Here is a 19,353-nt window from a genome sequence, read left to right as displayed (position 1 = left end):
ATGCCCGAGGGTGACAACGTCTTCCGCACGGCGAAACGGCAGCACGCGGCCTTGGCCGGCAAGGTGCTCGACGCGACCGACTTCCGCGTTCCGACGCTGGCGACCGTCGACCTCAGCGGTCAGCGACTCCACGCGGTGACCTCCTACGGCAAGCACCTCTTCCATCGGATCGGCGACTGGAACCTGCACAGCCACCTCAGGATGGAGGGCGCCTGGGTGGAGGTGTGGCCGGGGGAGCGGTGGCCGCGACAGGTGTATCGTGCCCGGGTGGTGCTGCGTGCGGCATCCGTCGCCGGCGTTGGTTTCGATCTCGCGGAAGTGGCCCTGATGACGGATGCCGAGGCCGCCGCCCTGCGCGATCGGCTCGGCCCCGACCTGCTCGGCGAGTGGACGGACGCCGACGTCGAATTGGCCCTGCAGCGCCTCGAGGCGCACTCCGACACGCCGATCTTCACCGCGATGCTCGATCAGACGGTCGTCGCGGGCGCTGGGAACGTGTACGCCAACGAACTGTGCTTTCTGCTCGGCGTCGCGCCCGCGCGGCCGGCCGGCGAGGTCGACGGACGGCGCGCGCTCGACCTGGTGCACCGGATGCTGGTGGCGAACCGCGACCGCGACGCCCGCAGCACCACTGGCGACCTGCGTCGCGGCAAGCGCACCTGGGTGTACGGTCGCGCTGGTCAGGCCTGCCGGCGCTGCGGCACGCTGCTGCAGGGCGCGTCGCTGGGCGCCCGAGCGGGCGAGGAGCGGTCGGTGACCTGGTGCCCGCACTGCCAGCGCTGAGGCATCAGATCGACGGCCGCGCGACGCCCCCGAATGCCTCGACGACCGCCCGGGCGAACGCGAGCAACTCGGCGTCATGGAATCGCGGGGCGACGATCTGCACGCCGATCGGCAGCCCGTCGCTTCCCACCGGCAGCGGAATCGAGATCGCTGGATGCCCGCTCAGATTGAATGGGTAGACGAACTGGCACCAGTCCTCTTCCTTGCCCTGCAACGGCAGCCCGTCGATCTCTTCCGGCTGACGAGCCTCGACCGGAAACGCCACGGTCTCCATCGTGGGGGTGATGAAGAAGTCGTACCCGCTCAGGAACCGCTGCCACGCCGCAGAGTAGTCGTGCTGAGCGTTTCGTGCGCGCGCGTAGTCGGCTCCGCTGATCGCCTCGCCGGCGGTGATGAGATCCGCGACATCGCTTCCCACCAGCCCTGTTGCGAGCAACGGTCCCTCCGACGCCAGGTTGTCGGCAGAGGCCAACTCGAACCAGAGATCGACGGACTTCGGGATGCCGGGGTCGGCAGCCTCGAGCATGACGCCCTCGCGCTGCAGCAGTGCCACTGCGGCGCGGAAGCGCTCACGCACTTCGGGATCTATCCGGATCCGGCCCAGGTCTTCACTGAAGGCCACCCTGGTTCCTGCGAGAGCCCTCGGCCCCGGCGTCCAGTTGTCGAGAGACGGGGGAAGCGGAACCGACGCGGGGTCTTCGTCGGCCGGGCCTGCGATCACCGACATGACCAGCGCAGCATCCTCGATCGCTGCCGTGATGGGCCCGACGTGGTTCAGGCTGTACCAGCCGTGCCAACCCGGGGCCCGGGGCACGACTCCGAAGGTCGGCTTGTACCCGATGACGCCGCAGAAGCTGGCCGGAATCCGTAGCGACCCTCCGCCGTCGCTTCCCAGCGCCACGGGAACCATGCCGGCTGCCACCGCGGCGGCACCTCCGCCGGTCGATCCGCCCGGTGTGCGTCCGGCATCCCACGGGTTCCGGGTGCAACCGAACAGGTCATTGCAGCAGTGCCCGCGGTAGCAGAACTCGGGCACGTTCGTGCGACCCACGACGATCGCATCCGCCCCCAGCAGACGTTCGATCGTCACGAGCGTGGTGTCGGGCACGAAGTCTGCAAGGGCTCGCGACCCATTGGTCGCGCGGCGTCCCGCCTCCCACATCGACTCCTTCACTCCGACGGGCACACCGGCCAGACGACCGACGGATTCTCCGGCGGCGATGCGCTCGTCGAGCCTCCGGGCCGCGGCCATCGCCTGGGTCTCTCGAAGTTCGACGAAGGCGTTGTAGACGGGGTTGAGGCGATGGATGCGCTCGAAGGCGGCTCGCATCACCGATTCAGCGCTGGTCGCGCCGCTTCGAACGCGCTCTGCGGTATCGGATGCGGTGGTGAAACCGTCGGCAGAAGTAACCACCCGCGAATCCCTTCTGCAGAAGCCGCGATTCGCTATGCTCGCCGCAACCGCGGTAATGAACACGTTCAAAGGCGAACAGTGATGACTTCAAGTATGAACGAGCCCCTTCCAAATGCCGGCGCCATCCAGCGTCGCGGTATCGAAGTCCGCTCCATCGACTACGTGCCCTTGCGAGAGCGCCACGGCAAGGTGTGGCACCAGGGCCCGTTCTGGTTCACGAGCAACTTCGGCCTCCTGACGTTGGCGGCGGGCTTCATCGGCCCGGCCATGGGCCTGGGCTTCGGCTGGAGCTTCGTGGCGATCGTGCTCGGCTCGCTGTTCGGAACGTTCTTCATGGCGTTCCACGCCAACCAGGGTCCGACGCTCGGGCTGCCGCAGATGATCCAATCGCGGGCGCAGTTCGGACTGCGCGGGGCCGTCATCCCGATCGCCGCAGGCCTGTTCGTCTACATCGGCCTCAACGTCTTCGACACGATCGCGGCGACCGACGCGTTCCTGGCGCTTGGAGCAGGCGGCGACCGCACCCTGTGGTACGTCGGCATCGTGCTCGTGCAGGTGGTGATCGCGATCTTCGGCTACGACATCATCCACGTTGTGCAGCGCTGGCTGACCTGGATCCTCATCCCACTGTTCGCCGTGCTCACGGTCGGCGCGATCATCATTCTCGGCGGCGGCGAGATCCTCACCATGGGCGACTTCGCGTGGGTGCCGTTCCTCACCGTGTTCGGGGCCGTCTCCGGCTTCCTGCTCGGCTACGCGATCTACGTTTCCGACTACACGCGCTACTTGCCGCCCGACACGCGCACCGGTCCGCTGGTGTTCTGGACGTATCTCGGCGCCGCGGGCTCGTCGATCTGGATGATCGGTCTCGGCGCACTCCTCGCCAGCGCCCTCACGGATGGTGCGAGCATCAACAGCATCCTCGAGGTCGGCGACGACGTCTTCCCTGGTCTGGGCTGGATCACCCTGCTGGTCGGCGGCGTCGCGCTGGTCACGGTGATGGCCGTGAACACGTACGGTGCGACGCTCGTCGGTATCAGCGCGATCGACGCGTTCAAGACCGTGCCGCCGACCCGCACGACCCGGGTCATCGCCGTGCTCGTCGTGAGCGCCATCGTGCTGGGCCTCGCGCTGGCACTGCCCGAGGACTTCCTGGGCAGCTTCAGCGTCTTCCTCACGCTGCTGCTGTACTTCCTGGTGCCGTGGACCGCGGTGAACCTCGTCGACTACTACTTCGTGCGCCGCGGACGATACTCGGTGCTCGACATCTTCGATCCCCGCGGCATCTACGGCCGCTGGTCGTGGCGAGGGATGGTGGCGTATCTCCTCGGGTTCGCGTCGATGATCCCGTTCTTCTCTACCATCGTCTACACCGGACCGATCGCGCAGGCGCTAGGGGGTGCCGACATCTCCGTCGTCGTAGGGCTGCCCGTCGCCGCGATCTCATACTGGCTGCTGTCGCGTTCCATCGACCTCGACGCCGAGGAACAGGCTCGGCGCGACAGCTTCGCGACGCTCGAGCCGGATGCCGACCCCCGAGCCATGCACTGACCGGGTCAGCTGCGAATCGCGTCGGGCGGAACTTCTCCGTCGCTCGAGCCGATGCCGGGCTTCCCCTCGTCTGGAAGTCGATCGGGATCCGAGTGGGCGTTCTGCTTCGCCATGTCGTCCGGATCGACATCCGGCGAGCCGGCATCCCGGTCAGTCGGTCGATCGCTGTGCGACGTGTCTCGCTCGCTCATCGCTGGTTTCCTTCCTCGTCGAGGTCTTCATCTCCGAACGCTTGGCGTGGCGTGTCGGCACCGCCCGGTAACGCGGCGTCGCCCAGGCTGGAGTCGGTGAGCCCGGCATCGCCTGCAGGCGCGTCGTCGCCCATCGCTCCGTCGTTCCCGGTGGGTGCTTGTGCTCCCCCCAGAGTGTCTCCGCCCGAATGGGGTCCTGCTGGACCGGTTGGCTCCATGGAGAGGTCGCCGTGCAGCATGGTGTCGTCGTCTACCTCGCCGCCGTCACGCCTGGCCGCCGCCTGCAATTCGGGTTCGTTTGCGCGAGTCGGGCCCTGATCTCGTGCGCCGGAGTCCGGAGCGGGTGTTCCAGGTGTGCTGTCGTTCGTCATACCGGGTCCTTTCGACTGGCGGGCGGATGCCGAAGCGCGATGGGCGTTCCGGCCAGCGTCTTCCACTCCACGCCCGAAGCGACGAACGGTCAAGGAGGCGGGCGAACCTCGCAGACGAATACAAGGCGAGTCGCTTCGGCAGCGGCCCCTCCCACCGCCCACCCCGACGGTAGCTCTGCAACGCTCGGGGCCCGCGGCGGCGTGGGCCCACCTGCTCCGCAGGTGCAGCCCCTTAACCCGGAGAAATTGTTGAAGGCCGCCCTGGCGGACGGCCCTCAACAATTTGTCGGGGTAACAGTGTGCTGGCTCAGGACATCGTGAACGCATGTCTCAAGACATAGTGAACGCTCCGGTACGCCAGAATCAGCGGTGTCGCGAGCCCGTCTGGTCATCACCGCTGTCGTTGTCGAAGGTCGCTCCCAAGCCGAAGTCGCCCGCACCTACGGGGTTTCCACCGGATGGGTGAGCACCCTCGTGAAGCGGTGGCGCGAAGAAGGCGACACCGCCTTCCAGCCCCGCTCGAAACGGCCGCATCGCAGCCCCACGCAGACCCCGCCCGAGGTGAGCGACCTCGTACTGCGGCTACGGTCGACCCTGTCGACGGCAGGCCTTGATGCCGGCGCGGACACGATCGCCTGGCACCTGGAACACCACCACCACGTCATGCTGTCCCGGGCGACGATCAACCGGATCCTCACCCGCGCCGGCCGAGTCATCCCCGAACCGAAGAAGCGGCCGAAGTCCTCCTACCTGCGATTCGCAGCGGAGCTGCCGAACGAGTGCTGGCAGTCCGACTTCACCCACTACCGGCTCACCGAGCCCGATGGCGCCCCGGGCGAGGACACCGCGATCATCACCTGGCTCGACGACCACTCCCGCTACGTCCTCCACGCCTCCGCGCACCAGACGATCACCTCGAGAATCGTCCTCGACACCTTCACCGCCGCAGCCGACCTGCACGGCTACCCCGCGTCAACACTGACCGACAACGGCCTCGTCTACACCGTCAGGCTCGCCAGCCAGCACCGCCGCGGCGGCCGCACCGCCCTCGAAGCCGAGCTGCGACGCCGCGGCATCACCCAGAAGAACGGCCGCCCCAACAGCCCCACCACGCAAGGCAAGGTTGAACGCTTCCAGCAGACGATGAAGAAATGGCTCACCGCTCAGCCCGCGCAGCCGGCGACCCTGCCCGAACTGCAGCAGCTGATCGATGCATTCCTCCACACCTACAACCAGCACCGGCCGCACCGCTCCCTGCCGCACCAGGCAACCCCGGCCGCGGCTTACCGGGCACGGCCGAAAGCGACCCCGAATCGTGACCGCAGCGCCGACACGCACGACCGGATCCGTCGCGACCGCATCGACGACTCCGGCGTCGTCACCCTCCGCCACAACGGCAACCTGCACCACATCGGCATCGGCCGAACCCACGCCCGAACCCACGTCATCCTGCTCATCCAGGACCTCGAAATCCGGGTCGTGAACGCCGCCACCGGCGAACTCCTCCGCGAGCTCACCCTCGACCCGAACCGCGACTACCAGCCCACCGGCAAACCCAAAGGACCAGCCCGGCCGGCGACAGCGAAATGACAAACGCTCCGAACCCAAAATTGTGGGTTCGGAGCGTTCACGATGTCTTGAGACATCACATTTGTCGGGGTAACAGGATTTGAACCTGCGGCCTCGTCGTCCCGAACGACGCGCGCTACCAAACTGCGCCATACCCCGTCACCGCACGAGTGCGGCAACTTGTCAAGAATACCCGATGTCGGCCGGGGTCAGGGTCAGCAGCACAGCCTCGGGCGGACACGCGAACCGGACGGGTGCATAGATGCTCGTGCCGATGCCCGCTGAGACGTTCAGGTAGGAGGCGCCGCGGGCATGCCGCCACACGGTCATGCCCGATGCCAGCGACCGCGGCAGGTCGCAGTTCGTCACCAGTGCGCCGACTCCCGGCACGCAGACCTGCCCGCCGTGGGTGTGGCCGGCGAAGATGAGATCCGCGCCCTGGGTGACGAACGAGTTCAGCACCCGTTGGTACGGCGCGTGCGTCACGGCGATGCGCACGGTCTCCGGCTTCATCGCGTCGTGCTGCCAGCCGACGTTCTCACGCATCTCATCGATCTCACGAGCCAGCCGATCGAGCCTGTCCCACCCTCGGTGCGCATCGGCTGTGCCGAAGAACTCGATGTTCGAGCCATTGATCGTCATCGCTCGAGCGGTGTTGTCGAGGCTGAGCCATCCGAGCTCGCCCTCGAAGAACTCGTCAAGCGGCGCGATGTCGAGTTCCGGTGAACGCTCGCGCGACTTCGAAGGCCCGGTCAGGTAGCGCAGCGGGTTCTTCACGACGGGAGCGAAGTAGTCGTTCGAGCCGTGCACGAAGACTCCAGGGATGCCCTTGAACGGCTCGAGTGCGCGCTTGACGCCGCTCAGGCCTTCCGCATGACCGATGTTGTCGCCCGTGTTCACAACGAGGTCGGGCTCCAGATGAACCAGCGACCGCACCCAGTCCTGCTTCGCACGCTGCCACGGAGCCATGTGGAGGTCGGCGATGTGCAGCACGGTCAGCGGCCGGGCGCCCGGGTCGAGCACCGGCAGCACCTCATTGCGGACGCGGAACGCGTTCCGCTCCACAGCGGTGGCGTAGGTCGCGACGCCCGCGCCAGCGGCGGTCAACGCCATGGCGACCGCTCCCAGCGAGGTGCCGAGGGTGCTCCTTCGCGTCACGGGCAGCCGGGGTCCTCGCCGTCGGCATCACTGATCACCGTCAGCGTTATGGCCGCATCCTTTGTGGTGCCTGCGCCAGCAGCCGGGTCCGACGACTTCACGCGACACACCTGGCCCGGGGGCCCCTCGACGAAGCTGTAACTCACCTTCGACGCACTGAATCCCTCGGCGATCAGCGTGTTCAAGGCTTCGTCGGTCTGTTGGCCGACGACATCCGGCATGGTCGCCTTCAGCGAGCCGTCACTGGTGTACACCGTGATGGTCGTTCCGCGAGGCACGCTGGCGCCTGCTCCGGGATCAGTCTGGACGATGAGCCCCGCATCGAGCGACGAGGCGATCGGTCCGCCGTCCGCGAAGTTGAACCCGAGGCTCTCGATGAGCTCACGCGCGCTGTCGACGCTCTGGCCGGTGAGATCGGGCACCGGGGCGTTGTTGCCGGTCAGGAACGAACGGTTAGGCTCAGGCCAGTCGTTGCCGCCCCAGAACGTCTGCCACTGGGTGTTCAACTGTCGTTGAACTGCGTGGCGCAGTCGGCTGCCGGCCATTCCGTTGATGTACGTGCGCGACATGGCTTGCGTGCCCTGCACGTTGCCCACCCACGTCACACCGGCGATCGACGTCGTCGCGGTCGCGACCCAGGTCTGGTTGTAGGCATCCGTCGATCCGGTCTTGCCGAAGATCGGAACCGAATTGTAGGGCCTCGACGCCACCGCGGTACCGCCGCCCATGAGGGTGCGCTTCATCGCGTAGATCATGGCGTCCGCGATCTCTGGGTCGAGCGTCTGCCGGCAGTTCGGGTTTGGGACCTTGAGCTCCTCGCCATTCGGCGTCGTGACGCGGTCGATGCCGGTCGGCGTGCAGGTGAGACCGCGCGCCGAGATCGACGCGAACGCGTTGGCGATGGTGAGCGGCGCGAAGGTGTCATCGCTTCCGCCGATGACGCTCGCGAGGACGGTCATCATGTCTGAGCCGTCCTTCTCGCCGGTCGCCGTGTGCATGCCGAGTGAGGCGGCGGTGTCACGGATGTCGCAGATGTCGAGCTCCTGCGCCATATCGACGAACGCGTTGTTGTTCGAGGTGGCGGTTGCGTTGACGACATTCGTGTTCGTCGGCGACGAGCTGTCGTTCTTCGGCTTCCAGTCGGCGCCGCCCATGGGCGAACCGCATCGGGTGAACGTGCTCTGTCGCCAGGTCTGCGGCTTGCCGGTCACCACTTCGTTCAGCCCGTGGCCGTCCTTCAGCCACTGACCGAGCGTGAAGATCTTGTAGATCGACCCGGGTTGGAATCCGCGCGAACCGCCGCGATCGTAATCGGTGCTGTAGTTCACGGCGCTCGTTCCGGGTCCGCCGCCGGCGGCGGTGTCGTTGAACGAGGTGTTCTGCGTCATGTAGATGATGCGACCGGTGCCCGGCTGCACCCCGACGGTGGACGACCCGAGCTGGAAGCGGTCGTCATACGAGGGCACCCACTGGCGCATGGTGGCCTCGGCGTGCGCTTGCGCGCCGATGTCGAGCGTCGTGTAGACGTCGTAACCCTTGCGGAAGGCCTGTCGGCGGTCGTCGGCGGTCTCGCCGAACGCGGGGTCGTTGAGCAGCGTCTTGACGACGTAGTCGCAGAAGTACGGCGCGATGCTCGCCGCCATGCAGCCGTTGTTCAGCGGCGTCAGGGTCGGCTCGATCGGGGTCGCGATCGCTTCGTCGTACTGCGCCTGGTCGATCGACTTGTACTTCAGCATCTGGCCGAGGATGTAGTCACGACGGATCTTGTTGCGCTCGTAGTTGTCCGGGCTCTCGAGCGAGCGGGATGCCGGATACTGCACGATCGCGATCAGGCTCGCCGCCTGCGCCGGGGTGAGGTCGGTCGCGTTCACGCCGAAGTAGCGCTGCGCTGCGGCCTGGATGCCATAGGTGGTGCCGCCGAAGTTGGCGATGTTGAGGTACGCCAGCAGGATCGTCTGCTTGTCGTAGCGCTTCTCGAGCCCGATCGCGAGCTTCATCTCTTTGAGCTTGCGATCCATGCTCGGCTCGACTGCCTCGGTGTACGCGGCCTTGCGCGCTTCGGGGTCCTCGAGCTGGTTCGCGGCTTCGATGTTGATGTTTCGGATCACCTGCATGGTGATCGTCGAGCCACCGCTCTCGACCTCGCCGGAGCGAACGTTTGACGCGAGCGCGCGCATGATCGACTGCATGTCGACGCCGCCGTGCTCGAAGAAGCGCGCGTCCTCGCCGTAGACCGCGGCATCCTTCGCATACTGCGAGATCTCGTCCCAGCCCACCTCTTCGCGGTTGGTCTCGAAGATCGTGGCGAAGGGCACGGGCTGGCCGCCCTGAGTGCCGTACAGCGTGACCTTCTGAGCGAGGTCGTCACCGAGCGTCGCGTACTCCGGGAGTTCGTTGAAGATGCCAACAGCGTTGTTCGCAGTCATTCCGGTGACGGCGATCGCCGGCGTCACCATGATCGCCACGAGCAGCCCGGCGAGACCGCTGAATCCCAGCATGCCGAGGATGGCTCCGAGCACACCGGAGCGCCGTGATTCTTGGGCAGACATACGAGTAGGGTACGGGAAGAACCACGCCGCCTAGCTGAACGGAAGCCGCGCAATGCGCACTTGGGAATACCTCACTACGCCGTTGATCGTGCACAACACGACTGCCATTCTGAACAATTGGGGCGAACAGGGGTGGGAACTCGTGCAGGTCGTCACCGGCCCGGAAGGCGGACTCGTCGCCTACTTCAAGCGTGAGAAGGCGCAAGCATGATCGCTGAGCGGATGCGTGAGCTCGGCCTCGAGCTTCCGGCCGTCGTCACGCCGCTCGCCGCCTATGTGCCCGCAGTCGTCAGCGGCCACCTTGTCTTCACCGCCGGGCAGTTGCCGATGCGCGATGGCGCACTGATGGCCACCGGCAAGGTCGGCGCCGAGGTGACGCCCGAGCTCGCGAACGAGTGCGCCCGGGTCGCGGCGCTCAACGCGCTTGCCGCCGTGCACGCTGCGATCGGTTCACTCGACCGCATCACCCGCATCGTGAAGGTCGTCGGGTTCGTGGCGTCTGTGCCGACCTTCACGGGGCAGCCCAGCGTGATCAACGGCGCCAGCGAGCTGCTCGGCGAGATCTTCGGCGAGGTGGGCAAGCACGCGCGCTCCGCCGTCGGCGTGCCCGTGCTGCCGCTCGACGCTCCGGTCGAGGTCGAGCTCGTGGTCGAGTTCGCCTGAGCGCTCCGGCGGCTCGGCTCGGGCCCGCGAGGGGCACATCAGCTCGCGCGTGCGAGCGGCACGCCCGTTCATGCACAGTACGACGAGGGGCGGATGCTGCGGGGTGATCCCCGAGCATCCGCCCCTCGTTTCGTATCCGCGCGCTACCCGCCCGCACTGCCGGCCCGAGCTAGCAGCCAACAATGGCGAGTGCCCGGCCGAGCGCCGACCGGGGTGCCAATCTCGCGCGGCTCAGTGCACCGTCGCCGTGATGACCGACATCACTGACGTGTCGGCGAGTGTCGTGGTGTCGCCGACCTCACGCCCTTCGGCGACGTCTTGCAGCAGACGGCGCATGATCTTGCCCGACCGCGTCTTCGGCAGTTCGGTGACGATGTAGACCTTCTTGGGTCTCGCGATGGCACCGATCTGCTCGGCGACGTGCGCGCGCAGCAGAGCCGCGGCCTCGTCGTTGGTCTGCGCCTCGCTCTGCTTGGCACGCAGGATCACGAAGGCCACGACGGCCTGACCGGTCGTCTCGTCGGATGCGCCGACGACGGCCGCCTCGGCGACGATCGGGTGCGAAACAAGTGCCGACTCGATCTCGGCCGTCGACAAGCGGTGGCCCGACACGTTCATCACGTCGTCGACCCGGCCGAGCAGCCAGATGTCGCCGTCCTCGTCGAGCCGCGCACCGTCGCCGGCGAAGTACATGCGTCGCTGCGGCGTGCCCTCGAAGTCGAACTTCTCCCAGTACGTCTCGATGAAGCGCTCCGGGTCGCCCCAGATGCCGCGGAGCATCGCGGGCCAGGGTTCGGTCGCGACCAACAGGCCCCCGTTGCCGTTTCCTACGTGCGTGCCGTTGTCGTCGAGCACGTCGATCGCGATGCCAGGGATCGGCGTCTGGGCGCTGCCCGGCTTCGCTTCGGTGATGCCCGGCAGCGCGGAGATCATGATGGCGCCCGTCTCGGTCTGCCACCACGTGTCGACGACGGGCGTCTTGCCGCCACCGATGATGTCGCGGTACCAGATCCACGCCTCCGGATTGATCGGTTCGCCGACCGAACCCAGCACACGCAGTGACGAGAGGTCGAAGCGCTGCGGGTGTTCGCGGCCGATCTTCATGAACGAACGGATTGCCGTGGGCGCCGTGTAGAGGATCGACACCTTGTACTTCTCGATGATCTCCCACCAGCGACCGGGGTGCGGCGTGTCTGGGGTGCCCTCATACATCACCTGCGTGGCGCCGTTCGCGAGCGGCCCGTAGACCACATAGCTGTGTCCGGTCACCCAACCGATATCGGCGGTGCACCAGAACACGTCGGTATCAGGGTGCAGATCGAAGACCGCACGGTGGGTGAACGACGCCTGGGTGAGGTAGCCGCCAGAGGTGTGGAGGATGCCCTTGGGCTTTCCAGTGGTGCCGGAGGTGTACAGGATGAACAGCGGGTTCTCGGCCTCGAAGCCCTTCGCCTCGTGGTCGGCGTCGACTTGCGCGAGCTCCTCGTGCCACCACAGGTCGCGGCCCTCGGTCCAGTCGATCTCATTGCCGCCGCGCTTGACGACGAGCACGCGCTTGACCGATTCGCCGCCCTTTGCAAGCGCCGTGTCGACCGCCGGCTTGAGCGGGAACACCGAGCCCTTGCGGTAGCCGCCGTCGGCCGTGATCACGAGCTTCGCCTGCGCGTCTTCGATCCGCGAGCGCAGCGAGTCTGAGCTGAAGCCACCGAAGACGACCGAGTGCACCGCGCCGATGCGGGCAACAGCGAGCATCGCGATGACCGCTTCAGGAATCATCGGCAGGTAGATCGCAACGCGATCGCCCTGGCGGATGCCGAGCGCCGTCAGCAGGTTGGCCGCACGCTTCACCTCAGCGGTCAATTCGGCGTACGTGATCGAGCGGCTGTCGCCGGGCTCGCCCTCCCAATGCAGCGCGACCCTGTCGCCATGACCCGCCAGTACATGCCGGTCGAGACAGTTGTAGGCGACGTTGATGCGGCCGTCTGCGAACCAGCGGGCGAAGGGCGCGTTGGTCCAGTCGAGCACCTGCTCGAACTTGGTGTGCCAATGCAGAGCCCGCGCCTGCTCGGCCCAGAAGCCGAGACGGTCTTCCGCGGCGCGTTCGTAGAGCTCTGGAGTCGCGACCGCCTGGGCAGCGAACTCAGGGCTGGGCGCGAACCGCCGGTTTTCGTGCAGCAGCGTTTCGATCTGGGGAGCGTTCATGTGTGCGAGATGGTCCTTGTCGATGCCACGGGCGGCCCGGATCGCCGTGTGTTGTCTTCATTGAACGGCTCCGATCCTATTCCGATCCGCTGACGAACGAGCAGCGCTCGCTGTCACTGACCGAAATGCTGCCGTGCCTCGACCGCTGCGCCGAAGGGACACCCAGCAGCCCCGCGGCGCCCGGATTCCTCCACCACACAGCTGGCTGTGTACCTGCTCACAATGCCTGAAAGTGCTGATCGCGGCGGGATGCTGCGCGCTACACTGATGGCACCGAATCTCGATTCGGGTGCGGCGGAATCGATTCCCCCCAATCATCCGCAGCAGTGGCGGCGCCAGTTCCCCCCAACCGGCGCCGCCCCTCTCTTTAACTCGCGAGTCCGGGCTCACCTCGCGAGCTTGAACGCCTTGCAAGGCTGGCCTCCTCAGTTCCGTCCAGCCACCGAGCGTTCCCCAGGTGCTGTGCAAGGGCTCCCTCGCATCGATGCGGTCGGCAGGCTCATGGCATGACTCGCAGCAGCGCCTCATCGACCGCACCACGGACTGGGGTCCCTCTCCGCGAAAGCTTGTCGAGCGATTCGCTCGCCGGTGGCGCCCCGTGGACGCCCGGCGCCAGCGGCTCCCCCCAGCGCGCCGATCTGCCGTTCGTCGCGGTACCCCCGCCCGATGTGTGGATCGCCTCAGGAAACGTCCGCTCTGGGGCATCCCGCAGCGTGCCGTTCGCTGTACGCGAGGGACCGGGCGCCACGACGCCGAGGGAATCTTCGTGGGTGCCGCTGCACACGCCTGTGCCGGGCGACGAGGTGTTCGGCGCCCTCGCTTCGCTGCTTCGCGACGAGCGCATCACCGACATCGTGGCGAACGGTGCCGGACCGGTGCTCGTCGATCGAGGCGATGGATTCCACTCCGCAGGCGTCCATCTGGAAGAGCCAGAACTGCGCGCTCTCGCCGTGGCTCTCATCGCGGCGGGCGGGCGACACGTCGACGAAGCCAATCCCTGCATCGACGTTCGGCTCGGGGCCGGCATCCGCGTGCATGCCGTGCTCCCCGTGGTCTCGCCGTCGGGCACGCTGCTCTCGATCCGGGTGCCCGGCGGGCGACCTCCCGACCTCGCGACACTCGAGGGTTCCGGATGCTTCGAGAAGGTGCCGCGAGAGCGCGTGCAGGCGTTGGTCGATCGGCGTGCCAACGTGCTCATCACCGGCGCGGGCGGCGCGGGCAAGACGACGCTGCTCGCCGCGATGCTGAGCGCGGCGGCCGAGACCGAGCGGATCATCGCGATCGAGGATGTGGCTGAACTCCGAGTGCAGCATCCGCACTTCGTGCCGCTCGAGGCTCGTCAGGCGAACCTCGAAGGCGCCGGTGCGATTGGGCTGTCGCGCTTGGTGCGCGAGGCATTGCGCATGCGACCCGACCGATTGGTGCTCGGTGAGTGCCGCGGCGCTGAGGTTCGCGAGCTGCTCGCCGCGCTGAACACCGGGCACGATGGCGGCGCCGGAACCCTCCACGCGAACTCGCTCGAAGACGTGCCGGCGAGACTCGAGGCGTTAGGGGCGCTCGCCGGCATGTCGGATCGCGCCATCGCACGGCAGACGGCGAGCGCCATCGATGCGGTGATCCACGTCGAGCGTTGCGGCGGCGCCCGAAAGATCGCGAAGCTGGGCTGCTTCGCCATCGACGGAGAGGGTCGGCTGACAATCGCCGAGCTGCGCGACCATCCGGGCGCGCCATGACCGACACCTTGCCCTCCGCCGGCGTCAGCGATGCCCGCAGTCGGCCCTCCTCGCAGACGGCGCACGCGTCGCGCCGCCGTCCCACTACCTCCATTCGCCGCCACCGTCGCACCAGCGAGCAGCGCATCGACGGCATGGTCGATGCCGCACGTGTGGCTCAGCGCCTCGCGGTGCTCATGCGGGCCGGGCTGTCGCCCCGAGCGGCGTGGCATCACCTCGGCGACTCGCCGCTTCCGCGCGCCGTCTCGGCACGGCTGCAGCATTCGGGCGATATCGGTGCTGCAATCGACGACACGGTCGCGTCCATGGATGACGAGAGCCCAGAGGCCGTCGCCGCCTCTGCCATCGCGGTCTGCTGGGCAGTCGCTTCTCAAGCTGGGGCTCCACTCGCACCGGCCTTGAGCGCCATAGCGGACGGTCTCCGGGATGCCGCGGCCACCGAACGTGACATCGACGTGGCGCTCGCCGGGCCGAAGGCCACGGCGAAACTCGTCACGCTGTTGCCGCTAGCAGGCGTCGGGTTCGGCGCGGCTCTCGGGGTCGATACGATCGGCGTCCTCCTGGGCACGCCGGTCGGTCTCATGTCTGCCCTGAGCGGCGTCGTCTTGATGATGCTCGGGCGCCGTTGGAGCAACCGTCTGGTGGAGCGTGCACAGCCCGCTTCGACCTTGCCCGGACTTGCTCACGAACTGGTCGCGATCGCTCTCTCCGGCGGTGCCGCGCCGGCACGCGCGTTCGACACGGTGAGTGCTGAAGCGCGACGGCGAGGCATTCACCTCGAAGGGCTCGACTCGGTCTCGGAGGTGCTCGAACTCTCAGCGCGCGCCGGTGCTCCCGCTGCGCTGCTCCTGCGCGGCGATGCCACTGAGCGGCGGCTCGACCGACGCGCCGAGAGTCAGCGTCAAGCGGCAACCCTCGCCGTGCGGCTCATGCTGCCGATGGGCATCTGCGTGCTGCCCGCGTTCATGCTGCTCGGCGTCGTGCCGATGGTCATCACCGTCGTCGGTACCACGATGGGGGCCGGCGGGGTCGGGGCCTGAGTGATCCGCGGCGCCCGTGCTGCCCAGCGCTTCAGCTGACGAGCACTGCCAGGGGAAGGCCCTCGCACCCGTACCGCGTGAGCGTATCGCCCGCGTCACGCACTGGATCTCCCGTCGCGCGGTGCGGGTTGGTCGAAACGAGCACCCGTCCCACCGCGTTGATGACGGTGATCTCGCCCGTCTCTCCGCTCAGCAACGGCAGAAGCTCTCCCTCGACCGCGTCGAGCAGCACGTCCATGCCGTGCACGCCGATGAACTCGCCGCCCACGAACACGGGATACGCGACAGTGATCGTGTACTCATCGCTGCACAGATAGTCGACGTGCGGGCCCGCGATATGCGGCTTCCCCGTCGACACCGGGACGCGATACCACTCCAGTTCGCTGTAGTCGATGTGCTCCTTGCCGATGTTCTGCGCGGCGAGCTCGAGCTTCGAGTGGCGCGGACCCTGCCACCACGACAAGTGGCCGCTGGCGTCGCTGAGCAGGCCGATGGCGGCGATGAAGCCGGCGCCGTAGACGGTCACGCCGGCGCGATCGAAGAGTGCCTGCGCATAGGGCAGCACGATCGCGTCGAGCTTCGCCCGGGTGAGGGGCCCCTCAGCGCGGGCGCTGGCGACGTCGGCGGCGAGCTCTCGTGTGCCCTCGCCCAGCGCATCGACTCCGCGCTGGAAGAAGGCTGTTACGGTGTCGACTGCTGCCGGGGCATCAGTGGCCTGCAGCGCCTTCATGCGTCGCTCCCTTGTCCGACTCTGGCGATCAGCGAATGGTATCAACCGATAGCGGGGTCGTCACACCGCTGCGACGGTCGAGTCACGCGCGGTGCAGGCGCATCTGGTGGTCGATCAGCAGCGCGACCGAATCGCGCACGAAGGCATCGACCGCGGATGCTGCGGCATCCGCATCGCCCCGCTCCAGCGCGTCGAGCACAGCCAGCACGGCACGGCGCTGCTGTTCACGCGCGGAGGCGTCTTGCCCGATCAGGCCCAAGAATGGCGAGAACTCGGCCTGCAGCCGCATCTGCTCCCTGGTGAGCCGGGCCGACTGGCTGAGCGCCGCGATTTCGGTTTGCGCTTCATCCGCAGCCCGGCGCCACGCCTTCTCATCGGCGGCGTCGGCGTTGGCGAGTCGCTGCCTGATGCGCGCTACTTCGCTCGCATCGGCACGCGCGGCGGCGAGCCCTACACAGGCGCGCGTGATCGCGGAGTAGTGCGCGCCGAGATCGCGAAGTGCGACGCGCGACATCGCCCCAAGGCGCTTCGCCGTGAACTGCGCCGGATCCGCCGAGTCCGCGACGAAGCTGCCGCCGTTGCGCCCCCGCCTCGTGACGATCAGCCCGCGATCGCGCAGCGCGACGAGCGCCTCCCGCACCGTGACGGGTGCCACCCGCAGAGAACGCGCGAGAGCCGACTCCGACGGCAAGCGCTCGCCGGCGGGAATGAGACCGCCGGTGATCGCCTCGGCGATGCGCCGCTCCACGAGTTCCGCGCGGCCTTCGTCGCCGATCGGCAGGAACACAGCGCTCTGCATCCGCGAAGGCTGCGCCGCCGTGTCGTCTCGGCGGGCGCTGTGCTGCATTGCCCCATTGTCTCGCATCGCGCCTCCGGGCGACCTCTCGGCATGTGGCGCGCCGTCCTGCCGGCGCGCAACCAATACCTACGGAACCATAGGTCTTGCGCTAAAACCTATAGAACTATATCTTTGACCTCGCAGTCCCGACCAACGCCGTTCCAAGGAGTTCACGCACCATGTCCGTGACCGACACCGTCGCCGAACCGTCCGCCCCATCGAAGGCGAGTGGTACCGCCGGCCTGCAGACCTCCGGAGTCACCCTCCGGGGGGTCACGAAGCGATTCGGAGACTTCACCGCGGTCGCCGACCTCGATCTCGATGTGCGTCCGGGGGAGTTCTTCTCGATGCTCGGTCCCTCGGGTTCGGGCAAGACCACCGTGCTCCGCATGATCGCCGGCTTCGAGCCGGTGACCGAGGGAAGCATCTCCCTCGGCGGTGCGGATGTGACCGCGCTCGCGCCGTTCGACCGAGACGTGAACACGGTGTTCCAGGACTACGCCCTGTTCCCGCACCTCTCGATCGCCGACAACGTGGCCTACGGGCTCAAAGTGCGGAAAGTGGGCAAGGCCGAGCGCGCACGGGCGGTCCAGCGCGCGCTCGAGCAGGTGCGGCTCTCGAGCGTCGCCGAACGCCTGCCGCACCAGCTCTCCGGCGGTCAGCGTCAGCGCATCGCGCTCGCTCGTGCCCTGGTGCTGAAGCCCAAGGTGCTGCTGCTCGACGAACCGCTCGGCGCACTCGACAAGCAGCTGCGTGAGGAGATGCAGGTCGAGCTCAAGCAGATTCAGCGCGAGGTCGGGATCACCTTCATCTTCGTCACCCATGACCAGGAGGAAGCCCTCACGCTCAGCGACCGGGTCGCCGTGTTCAACAACGGCAAGGTCGAGCAGGTCGGCTCGCCCGTCGAGGTCTACGAGCAACCCGCCACTGAGTTCGTCGCCGGGTTCCTCGGGGTGTCGAACCTCATCGGCCCGGAGCACGCGTCGCGCATCGCCGGCATCGACCGGCTCATCAGCATCCGCCCTGAACGAGTGCGGCTGCTCCCGGCGGACGCGCAACTGGCCTCCGACGAGGCCGGAGTCGCCGCCACCGTCGTCGAAACCGTCTACACCGGCGCGAACACGCGCACGATCGTCGAGACCGCCGAGGGGTTGCGCCTCATCGCGTCGCGCCAGAACGACCACCGTCCGGGCCTCTCTGCAGGCGCCCAGCGCGGCGATCGCGTGGTCGCGGCTTGGACGCGCGATCACGCCTCAGTCGTGCCGTGACCGGCCTCGTACTCAACCACCTGCCCAAGCACCGAACACCAGCAATTGATCCGAAGAAGGAGCGATTCATGATGAAGAAGCGGATGCTGCTTCCCGCCGTCGCGGCGGCAGCGGCTCTCGTACTCGCCGGCTGTGCCGGCGGCGATGACGCGCCAGGCGGGGACGTCGACGCCCCCGGCGGTCTGCAGATCGACGTGCCCGATGTGCCGATGCTCGAGAGCCTCGGCGAGGGTGAGGGCCAGGTCAACATCGTCGCGTGGAGCGGCTTCGTGGAGCCGGCCTGGAGCGACAAGTTCACCGAGGAGACGGGCTGCGTCGTGAACCGCCGAGTGGCCGGCACGAGCGACGAGATGGTGACGCTGATGCGCACGGGCGACTACGACCTCGTGTCCGCCTCGGGCGACGCCAGCCTCCGCCTGATCGCCGGCGGTGACGTCGCGCCGATCAACACCGAGCTCATCCCCAACTTCGGCGACGACATCGTCGAGGGCATGAAGGGCCAGATCTACGACACCATCAACGGCAAGAGCTACGGCATTCCGATCGGTCGTGGCGCGAACATCCTGCAGTACAACACCGAGGTCGTCACCGAGACGCCGACGAGTTGGGATGTCGTCTGGGAGGCCGACAGCCCCTACGCCGGCAAGATCACCGCATACGACGCGCCGATCTACATCGCGGATGCCGCGGTCTACCTCATGGCGCACCAGCCGGAGCTCGGCATCACCAACCCGTATGCGCTCGACGAGACGCAGCTCGCTGCCGCGGTCGACCTGCTCAAGCAGCAGAACGCCATCGTGAGCGAGTACTGGGGCGACCCCGCAGCGCAGATCACCTCGTTCGTCGGCGGCACCACCGTCGTGGGCACCTCGTGGGAGGTGCTGCGCAAGCTGTCGGGCGAAGACAAGCTCAAGGGAGTGCTCCCTGAAGAGGGCTCGACCGGCTGGTCAGACGCCTGGATGATCTCGTCGCAGTCACAGAACCCGAACTGCGCCTACCTCTGGATGGACTACACCAGCTCTCCCGAGGTCAACGGTGCCATCGCGATGAACTTCGGCATGGCGCCCGCCAACGCGGCGTTCTGCGAGTTGAGCGACGAGGCGGCGGCGCACTGCGAGGAGTTCAACGCCACCGACGAGGAGTACTTCAAGAACGTCTGGTTCTGGACCACTCCGATCGAGCAGTGCGTCGACGGTCGTAAGGACGTCACCTGCACGAACTTCCAGCAGTGGACGCAGGCCTGGCTGACCGTCAAGGGATGACAACCGCGGTGGGCCGGGGGGACCCGGCCCA

17 protein-coding genes and 1 tRNA gene are annotated in these 19,353 nt (G+C 67.4%); 9 read left to right on the top strand and 9 right to left on the bottom strand.

Annotated features, from left to right (window positions below; translation table 11 throughout):
- Entirely contained in the window at positions 1-783 is a 783-nt protein-coding gene (locus tag ABV606_RS04580; protein WP_353988534.1) for a DNA-formamidopyrimidine glycosylase family protein, read from the top strand.
- A gap of 4 nt (positions 784-787) precedes the next feature.
- On the opposite strand, the gene ABV606_RS04575 is transcribed toward ABV606_RS04580, so the two are convergent.
- Positions 788-2,197 carry an amidase gene (locus tag ABV606_RS04575; RefSeq protein WP_353988533.1) on the bottom strand — a complete coding sequence of 470 codons (1,410 nt, stop codon included), beginning with the start codon at positions 2,195-2,197 and terminating at the stop codon, positions 788-790.
- A gap of 93 nt (positions 2,198-2,290) precedes the next feature.
- On the opposite strand from ABV606_RS04575, the gene ABV606_RS04570 reads away from it, so the two are divergent.
- Positions 2,291-3,748 (top strand): purine-cytosine permease family protein, encoded by a 1,458-nt coding sequence (locus ABV606_RS04570; RefSeq protein WP_353988532.1) that lies wholly within the window; start codon positions 2,291-2,293, stop codon positions 3,746-3,748.
- 5 nt (positions 3,749-3,753) lie between these two features.
- Here ABV606_RS04570 and ABV606_RS04565 read toward each other — a convergent pair whose 3' ends face one another.
- On the bottom strand, positions 3,754-3,939 hold the full coding sequence (locus ABV606_RS04565; RefSeq protein WP_353988531.1) for a hypothetical protein: 186 nt from the start codon (positions 3,937-3,939) through the stop codon (positions 3,754-3,756).
- Positions 3,936-4,310, bottom strand: a complete 375-nt coding sequence (locus ABV606_RS04560; protein WP_353988530.1) for a hypothetical protein — start codon at positions 4,308-4,310, stop codon at positions 3,936-3,938. The genes ABV606_RS04565 and ABV606_RS04560 overlap by 4 nt, the downstream gene beginning before the upstream one ends.
- 369 nt (positions 4,311-4,679) lie before the next feature.
- Between ABV606_RS04560 and ABV606_RS04555 the strand changes: the two genes are divergently transcribed.
- Positions 4,680-5,900 (top strand): IS481 family transposase, encoded by a 1,221-nt coding sequence (locus ABV606_RS04555; protein WP_353987608.1) that lies wholly within the window; start codon positions 4,680-4,682, stop codon positions 5,898-5,900.
- Positions 5,901-5,964: 64 nt separating this feature from the next.
- Here the strand turns inward: ABV606_RS04555 and ABV606_RS04550 are convergent.
- From ABV606_RS04550 to ABV606_RS04540, 3 genes are all read right to left on the bottom strand, one after another.
- Positions 5,965-6,038, bottom strand: a tRNA-Pro gene (locus tag ABV606_RS04550).
- Between the two features lie 24 nt (positions 6,039-6,062).
- Positions 6,063-6,992: a metallophosphoesterase gene (locus tag ABV606_RS04545; RefSeq protein WP_435415528.1), complete on the bottom strand. Its 930-nt coding sequence runs from the start codon at positions 6,990-6,992 to the stop codon at positions 6,063-6,065.
- A gap of 41 nt (positions 6,993-7,033) precedes the next feature.
- Positions 7,034-9,586, bottom strand: coding sequence for a transglycosylase domain-containing protein (locus ABV606_RS04540; protein ID WP_353988528.1), 2,553 nt, complete (start codon positions 9,584-9,586; stop codon positions 7,034-7,036).
- A 52-nt stretch (positions 9,587-9,638) separates the two neighbouring features.
- Between ABV606_RS04540 and ABV606_RS04535 the strand changes: the two genes are divergently transcribed.
- Together ABV606_RS04535 and ABV606_RS04530 are read left to right on the top strand one after the other, a co-directional pair.
- Positions 9,639-9,797 (top strand): DUF4177 domain-containing protein, encoded by a 159-nt coding sequence (locus ABV606_RS04535; protein ID WP_281489049.1) that lies wholly within the window; start codon positions 9,639-9,641, stop codon positions 9,795-9,797.
- Positions 9,794-10,249, top strand: a complete 456-nt coding sequence (locus ABV606_RS04530) for a RidA family protein (RefSeq protein WP_353988527.1) — start codon at positions 9,794-9,796, stop codon at positions 10,247-10,249. The genes ABV606_RS04535 and ABV606_RS04530 overlap by 4 nt, the downstream gene beginning before the upstream one ends.
- A 231-nt stretch (positions 10,250-10,480) precedes the next feature.
- On the opposite strand, the gene acs is transcribed toward ABV606_RS04530, so the two are convergent.
- On the bottom strand, positions 10,481-12,451 hold the full coding sequence (acs, locus tag ABV606_RS04525; protein ID WP_353988526.1) for an acetate--CoA ligase: 1,971 nt from the start codon (positions 12,449-12,451) through the stop codon (positions 10,481-10,483).
- 770 nt (positions 12,452-13,221) lie between these two features.
- Here acs and ABV606_RS04520 point away from each other — a divergent pair.
- Entirely contained in the window at positions 13,222-14,184 is a 963-nt protein-coding gene (locus ABV606_RS04520) for a TadA family conjugal transfer-associated ATPase (RefSeq protein WP_353988525.1), read from the top strand.
- Positions 14,181-15,224 (top strand): type II secretion system F family protein, encoded by a 1,044-nt coding sequence (locus ABV606_RS04515; RefSeq protein ID WP_353988524.1) that lies wholly within the window; start codon positions 14,181-14,183, stop codon positions 15,222-15,224. The genes ABV606_RS04520 and ABV606_RS04515 overlap by 4 nt, the downstream gene beginning before the upstream one ends.
- Before the next feature lie 31 nt (positions 15,225-15,255).
- Here the strand turns inward: ABV606_RS04515 and ABV606_RS04510 are convergent, their stop codons facing one another.
- Together ABV606_RS04510 and ABV606_RS04505 are read right to left on the bottom strand one after the other, a co-directional pair.
- Positions 15,256-15,954: a cache domain-containing protein gene (locus ABV606_RS04510; protein ID WP_353988523.1), complete on the bottom strand. Its 699-nt coding sequence runs from the start codon at positions 15,952-15,954 to the stop codon at positions 15,256-15,258.
- An 82-nt stretch (positions 15,955-16,036) separates the two neighbouring features.
- Entirely contained in the window at positions 16,037-16,801 is a 765-nt protein-coding gene (locus ABV606_RS04505) for a FadR/GntR family transcriptional regulator (protein WP_281489055.1), read from the bottom strand.
- Between the two features lie 170 nt (positions 16,802-16,971).
- Between ABV606_RS04505 and ABV606_RS04500 the strand changes: the two genes are divergently transcribed.
- Both ABV606_RS04500 and ABV606_RS04495 read left to right on the top strand, forming a co-directional pair.
- Positions 16,972-18,060 (top strand): ABC transporter ATP-binding protein, encoded by a 1,089-nt coding sequence (locus ABV606_RS04500; protein ID WP_353988522.1) that lies wholly within the window; start codon positions 16,972-16,974, stop codon positions 18,058-18,060.
- Between the two features lie 68 nt (positions 18,061-18,128).
- On the top strand, positions 18,129-19,322 hold the full coding sequence (locus ABV606_RS04495; RefSeq protein ID WP_353988521.1) for an extracellular solute-binding protein: 1,194 nt from the start codon (positions 18,129-18,131) through the stop codon (positions 19,320-19,322).
- Positions 19,323-19,353: the final 31 nt, after the last annotated feature.

Source organism: Ruicaihuangia caeni (genome assembly GCF_040536845.1).
Classification (GTDB): Bacteria; Actinomycetota; Actinomycetes; order Actinomycetales; family Microbacteriaceae; genus Ruicaihuangia; species Ruicaihuangia caeni.
The sequence above is the reverse complement of the archived record's forward strand: the minus strand, read 5'-3'. Positions and strand labels throughout refer to the sequence as shown.